Raw genomic sequence first — 5942 nt, 5'->3', positions numbered from 1 at the left:
TAATAGGTTGAAGCTGCGATCGGTAAAATCCTACAAATCGCATCAACACCATATAAGTCTTTATTGTTATGGATGAAATCCACCATTATTTGTGTGGGCGGTCGAGCTCCGCCTGGGCGAAAAAAGCAGCTGCTTTACGTAGAATTTCGTTAGCACGTTGCAGTTCTTTATTTTCACGTTCGAGTTGTTTAATACGTTCTTGATCTGAAAGCTGCTGTACTTTAACTGGATTTTGTTTATCCAGATATTTTTGATGCCAAACACGTAATGTTTCAGGAGTACAACCAATCTTGGGTGCAATAGCTGTGATTGCAGCCCAATTCGATGGATAATCTTTTTCGGATTCAATCAATAATTGAACCGCTCTATCTCTGATTTCAGGGGTATATTTAGGTTTTTTCATCGGAACATTCTCTCAAGAAAGTTAGTCTCCGACAAACCCGGTACGGTTCACTTTTCCACGCGATGAGCAGAAACAAAACGACTTATTTTGACTTCTCCTTGTTTATCCACAACTTTTTAAATTTGAATTTTAATCCCTGTTAGTAATATCATATTTAGACAAATTCTACTTCCAAACACGCCACCGTAGCGTAGGAGTATCACATGTCTAAGAAGTTGCCTATCTACTTCTCTGATGACGCATGGTCATCTTTGCAAGAGCTCATGGGTCCAGAGGGTAAGCCAAGCCCTACCATCAATACAGTTCTAGAGCAAATCGCTGTTCAAAATGAACTTGTTGAGAAATTAGGGTTAACCGCAGTACTACCCAAATCCAAAGTCTCAATTCCAGTCTCTTTAGAGCGCATTCCTGCTGGTCCTGCATTTAGTATCAAGGATGAACAAGATAAAGCACTCGATCTGAATGAATTCCTTATTCATAACCCTATTTCTACATTTATCGCTTACGTAGACAGTGAATCGATGCTTGATGCAGGTTTTGAGATTAATGATCCGATCATTGTTGATCGCAGTATAGAAGCAAAGCACTACGATATCGTAATTGCATTAATTGATAATAGTGCTTCGACAATTAAGCGGTTAATGATTACAAGCAAGATGTCTAAGTCTGAAATCAAAGAGATTTTCGGAGATGAAGACTACCCTCTTCCAGACCTTTGGTTAAAAGCTGAGAATCCTAGATACAATCACATCATTCCCAACGACAGTCAGACAATATCTATTTGGGGTGTAGTGACTTTTAATTTAAAACGTATTCATCACCGTTCATAAAAAGAAGAATAAAAATGAAAAGTGAAAATGAGATATTTGCGTTAGTTGACGTGAATAATTGCTACGTCTCGTGTGAACGTGTGTTTAATCCTGCCTTGAATGATCGCCCTACTATTGTGCTCAGTAACAATGACGGCTGTGCCGTGGCCAGAAGTCAGGAAGCGAAAGATCTCGGCATCAAGATGGGTGTTCCTGTATTCCAAATTCAGGACCTGATCAAGCAACATGACATTCAGGTGCTATCAAGTAATTTCTCCTTATATGGCGAAATGTCCAAGCGCTTTATGGAGCTGCTTGGGGACTATGTTGCATCAGGAGACCAAGAGGTCTATTCCATTGATGAATGTTTCCTAAAGCTCACAGCTTATGAGCATCTATTTGACCTGACCGATTATGCGCAAGATATGAGAGTTAAAGCTTGGCGTTGGTTAGGACTACCCTGCTGCATTGGAATCGGCCGCTCAAAAACTGAAGCCAAGATTGCCAATCATCTCGCCAAAAAGAACAAGTTCTTCAATGGGGTCTGTAATCTGGCCCATATGGACCCGTGCTCTACAGAGATGCTACTCGCACAAGTGAATGTATCCGAAGTTTGGGGCGTTGGCAGGCAGAACTGCAAGAAGCTCAATGCCATGGGTATTCAATCTGTTCTAGATCTGATCAATGCCAATCCTAAAGAAATCAAAAAGCAGTTCAGTATCGTGATGGAAAAGACGGTGCTTGAGCTACAAGGCCTTTCTTGTATTGACCTGAGTGATGATGCGGTAGCGAAGAAGCAAATCATCAGCAGTCGTTCATATGGGAACCCAGTCTATGAAATGGATGACATCAAAGCATCTGTCCGGCTTTATGTTGCTCGAGCCGTAAAGCGAATGCGGGAAGATGGCTCAATCTGCAAAATGATTGGGGTCTATATCCAAACCAGTCGCTTTGATAAGTCCGAGCGCTACTCGCCATATATCGTGGTTCAGATGCATGAGCATACAGACGACTTATTACTCATCACCAAGGCAGCAATGAAGGGTATCGATAAGATATTTAAGAAGGGTTTTAAGTATAAAAAGGCGGGAATCGTGCTGCTCGAAATTACAGATAAATCCAAATTTGTACCCGATCTATTCACGGACTATTCACATAGGCATGAACGCGAAAAACTTTCAGATGCAATCGAAGCCATCAGTGAAAGGTTTGGGAAGAATCTCGTCACATTGGGCATTGCTAACAATCAAGAAGCCTCATGGCACATGAATCAAAACCTTAGATCACCATCATATTTAACAAAATGGTCTGACTTACCAAGAGTAGGATAAAACATGCACTTATTTAAATTAACTGACGAACAAATTACTCAACTCCTAATCCCGAAACGATTTGTACCGCCTACTCCACCTGAACATGAAGGCAAAAATATGGTTTATGTTTTTGATAGCGAAGATAAGTTTGAGCTGACTTATGATGAGTTGGTTAAAATTATTAGCAAAGCAAGGATGGCTGGACCTAAGTTGATACCTGTGTTGGGAACAGTAAATTAAGTTGTGCAGTGATCACACACCACTTGAAACATTACTTGATTGGAAATGAATTTGGGCTGAGAAAAATTTAGCTCAAATTTAACCTAACAGACCCACTAAAAAATGGGTAACTGTCAGATCGGGTTTGGACTACAACACTTTAGCTCATTGATTTACCAAAACGCTAATCTTTACACCATTTTCGTAAATCCAGTGATCAAACTGTGATGCTAAAGCTTTTAAATTCCCCTTATTATGAATCAAAGTCAGCATGATGCTTTTCATAAAGACAGTTTACTTATAACCAGAGAGATTTCTAAACAATTCCCCCTTTTCAGTTTGCTTAGGCTATTTTAACCAGAGTTCATCTTCTAGCATGATTTTTAACATTTTGTGGATTTTCTTTCTATCTGCTCTCTCAAAGCTTTCGAGCCATATCCCTTATCAGCGCTAAGAAGATCGGTATTTTTCATAAATTAAGCCAAAAAACCCGCCATGTAGACGGGTGGTTGCTCTCTTAAGATCTTAATCGTGTAGTGCTAATTCTGCACTTTTTGCCAAAAAGGCAGATCGACTTTAATGCTGTCTTTTTGCAACAGCATCAATATGTTTGACCAAAGACTCTGACATACTGACATTGATACGGACTGATTTTGCTTGTACCAATATCAATCAACAACCAGAACCCATCTTGAAATCGCTCATCACCCAACCATTGTTCAGGGCTTGATGGTTTTGGTAATTTCAAATCCTCACCATCAAAATGAAGCTCTACAGCCTCTTGCGCCATGCGTTGAATATCTTGCATTTCATCTGCTGCACTAAAACACCCTTCAAAGTCAGGAAAAGTTAAGCCGTATGCAGTATCTTCATCTTTATGAACATATACTGGATATAACATATTTACCTCCACTCCCAACCAGCCTGTTTATAAATATTGCGTAAAGTGCCAATCGGCATGTCTTTCCTCGGGTGAGGAACTACAACATGACCAGATTTTACAGGATGCTTTTATTTCTCATGCTCCGCCTTTATCTCCCACTTTATACCAGCCTTCCTGCTCTAGAGAATTAATAATGTCTTTGCTATTCATTGTGTAATTATACGCAACACTATAAAGTGGCGTTAGAATGTTGCCATATTTGTCAAGAAAGTTTGTCTCCGACAAACTCAGTACGGTTCACTTTATTAAGTGCAGAAAAGCAAAAAACTTTACTGCGTAAAGCTACAATGGGCAGTATTTCAATGATAATTTTATATAGTGGTTTTTTATTTATTACCGTTTTTGTGATTCTTAACGAAGGAATAAAGCGATTATAGGCACATAGACTTTGTAAATTGAAATATCAAGACTAACAAGAAATTCAAATTGATTACTAATAGAGCGCCTCACGGCGCCCTATCTTTTAGAAAAACGTATCTGCCGATACATTAAACCGCTCAGACAATGCCTTAATATGACGAATATTCAGTTGGCGTTTACCACTTAAAATTTCAGAAATCACAGATTGGGTTGCAACCTCTGCTAAGTCAGACTGACCTAAACCATGTTGCTCCATCAAAAAAGCCAAAGCAGCGCGACCATCCCCTTTAGGCATAGGAAGATGCTCATTTTCATAATCAGAAACCAAATCACCAAGCTGAAGAATAAGCCCCATTAAAGGATGAGACTCATCATCACCAACGGTATCTAAAAGTTCATCTAAAGCTTCAACAAGTGTATGAAAGTCGTCTTCATTTTCTGGCTTGCTGAGCAATGGTGCAACGTAGTGCCAGTGGTCTACGGCCTGTTTAATCATCGCGTTCATACTAACCTTCCTTCCAATGACCTTTGTCATATTCTTTATGGGACAAGACATGACGGATATACACACGTTTCGCCTGATACATCACGACTGCAATAAGTCGGATCTTGTTCCCGCCAATATCGAACACATGGAACTTTCCAACTTTATCGACCGCTGGAAAGAGCTGCTTCATCTCAGCAAAATCTTTCGGATCGTTTGCCTTTATGGTTCGATACCAACCATCTAATGCCGTTTCAGCCTGTGGCCACTTGTGCATTGCTGTTATAATTCGAGCGTGGGTGATCACATGCATAACATTTTATCGCATTTTGCTATAAATCAAGTATAAACCAATTATCGCATTTTGCAATATTGAGGGGCTAGGATGAATAAAGCGCCAAACGGCGCTTTATTCATTATCAGAATTCACTTAATCTGATGACCTTAAAAATGCCTGTTCATTGATCTGACTTTTCCCCGTCAATGACTTGATTTAAATCATGCTTTTCATCACAAAGGTTTCAGACAATTTAAGCAACCTGTTGATTTATTTTGATCTCTTCCAATGCTTTTACCAATTTAGTTAAGTTCTGCTCTGGATCTAGCCACCAATCAACTGTCCACACTGATAATACCTGCCAGCCTAACCCATTTAATACTGTTGGTCTGAGCTGATCACGGTCTCTTGCTGTAGCTGCTTTTGCATAATTTTCACCATCGACTAGAATACCTACAATATAGCTATCTGTATGCAAGTCATCTTTAATAGCTAGATCTACACAGCTATCGCCCTGACCTATTCCGGGGTCCACGCTCCAACCTTTTTCTTGAAGCTTATTCTGTAAGTACTGTACAAATTCTTTTTTTAGTCTGCTGTTTGTTTTGATCAACATAATTTAAATGCAACTGACCACTACGAGCAAAAACTAATAAGTCTTTTAAATCCCTTACACCCTCACTATTGGTGCGTGCCAAATTAATTTCTTCTGGACTTAAGGTCGAGAAAACATGTAATCCTTGACGAGCGCGAGTAATTGCTACATTTAGACGGCGCTGACCACCTTGACGGTTAAGTGCACCAAAACTCATAGATAAGCGGCCATCACGGTCTTTTGCGTAAGTAATTGAGAAAACGATAATATCGCGTTCATTGGCCCGTTGCAGTTCTTTATTCTCACGCTCAAGTTATTTGATACGTAGCTGATTTGAAAGAAGTTGTACTTTAACTGGATTCTGTTGATTCAAATACTTCTGAAATTATTTTCAAATCCACAGGTTTTCTTGCTTAATTGTATGTAATAACAATATAAAAACTATACAAAGAGTTACATTACCAAATGCTGAATTGATAAAACTTAATTTAATTTCACGACTTTTTCGTGTCATATCAGGTGGATAATTATCCAGTTTT

At 39.3% G+C, this 5942-nt stretch carries 6 protein-coding genes, 3 pseudogenes and 1 other annotated feature; of the genes and pseudogenes, 3 read left to right on the top strand and 6 right to left on the bottom strand.

Annotated elements, in window-relative coordinates; translation table 11 throughout:
• Positions 1 to 403 (bottom strand): annotated as a pseudogene (locus tag GBI16_RS17295) (transposase); the annotation flags it as partial.
• Positions 12 to 128, bottom strand: a sequence feature (AL1L pseudoknot). Its footprint overlaps the pseudogene before it by 117 nt.
• A 203-nt stretch (positions 404 to 606) precedes the next feature.
• Between GBI16_RS17295 and GBI16_RS17290 the strand changes: the two are divergent.
• Genes GBI16_RS17290 through GBI16_RS17280 form a run of 3 tightly spaced genes read left to right on the top strand, consistent with a single transcriptional unit; the run spans position 607 to position 2765 of the window.
• Positions 607 to 1233 carry a LexA family transcriptional regulator gene (locus GBI16_RS17290; protein WP_004637145.1) on the top strand — a complete coding sequence of 209 codons (627 nt, stop codon included), beginning with the start codon at positions 607 to 609 and terminating at the stop codon, positions 1231 to 1233.
• Positions 1234 to 1247: 14 nt separating this feature from the next.
• Positions 1248 to 2543 carry a Y-family DNA polymerase gene (locus GBI16_RS17285; RefSeq protein ID WP_151707544.1) on the top strand — a complete coding sequence of 432 codons (1296 nt, stop codon included), beginning with the start codon at positions 1248 to 1250 and terminating at the stop codon, positions 2541 to 2543.
• Positions 2544 to 2546: 3 nt separating this feature from the next.
• Entirely contained in the window at positions 2547 to 2765 is a 219-nt protein-coding gene (locus tag GBI16_RS17280; protein ID WP_151707543.1) for a hypothetical protein, read from the top strand.
• Positions 2766 to 3345: 580 nt separating this feature from the next.
• On the opposite strand, the gene GBI16_RS17275 is transcribed toward GBI16_RS17280, so the two are convergent.
• The 5 genes and pseudogenes from GBI16_RS17275 to GBI16_RS17255 all read right to left on the bottom strand — a co-directional run.
• Entirely contained in the window at positions 3346 to 3645 is a 300-nt protein-coding gene (locus GBI16_RS17275) for a type II toxin-antitoxin system HicB family antitoxin (RefSeq protein ID WP_120384584.1), read from the bottom strand.
• Positions 3646 to 3647: 2 nt separating this feature from the next.
• Positions 3648 to 3710, bottom strand: a pseudogene (locus GBI16_RS19065) (type II toxin-antitoxin system HicA family toxin); the annotation flags it as partial.
• A gap of 440 nt (positions 3711 to 4150) precedes the next feature.
• On the bottom strand, positions 4151 to 4552 hold the full coding sequence (locus GBI16_RS17265) for a type II toxin-antitoxin system HigA family antitoxin (RefSeq protein WP_120384583.1): 402 nt from the start codon (positions 4550 to 4552) through the stop codon (positions 4151 to 4153).
• A 1-nt stretch (position 4553) separates the two neighbouring features.
• Positions 4554 to 4844: a type II toxin-antitoxin system HigB family toxin gene (locus GBI16_RS17260; RefSeq protein WP_120384582.1), complete on the bottom strand. Its 291-nt coding sequence runs from the start codon at positions 4842 to 4844 to the stop codon at positions 4554 to 4556.
• A 217-nt stretch (positions 4845 to 5061) separates the two neighbouring features.
• Positions 5062 to 5683: pseudogene (locus tag GBI16_RS17255) on the bottom strand (hypothetical protein); the annotation flags it as partial.
• Positions 5684 to 5942: the final 259 nt, after the last annotated feature.

This window comes from Acinetobacter sp. TUM15064 (assembly GCF_008980265.1).
Taxonomy (GTDB): Bacteria; Pseudomonadota; Gammaproteobacteria; order Pseudomonadales; family Moraxellaceae; genus Acinetobacter.
The sequence above is the reverse complement of the archived record's forward strand: the minus strand, read 5'-3'. Positions and strand labels throughout refer to the sequence as shown.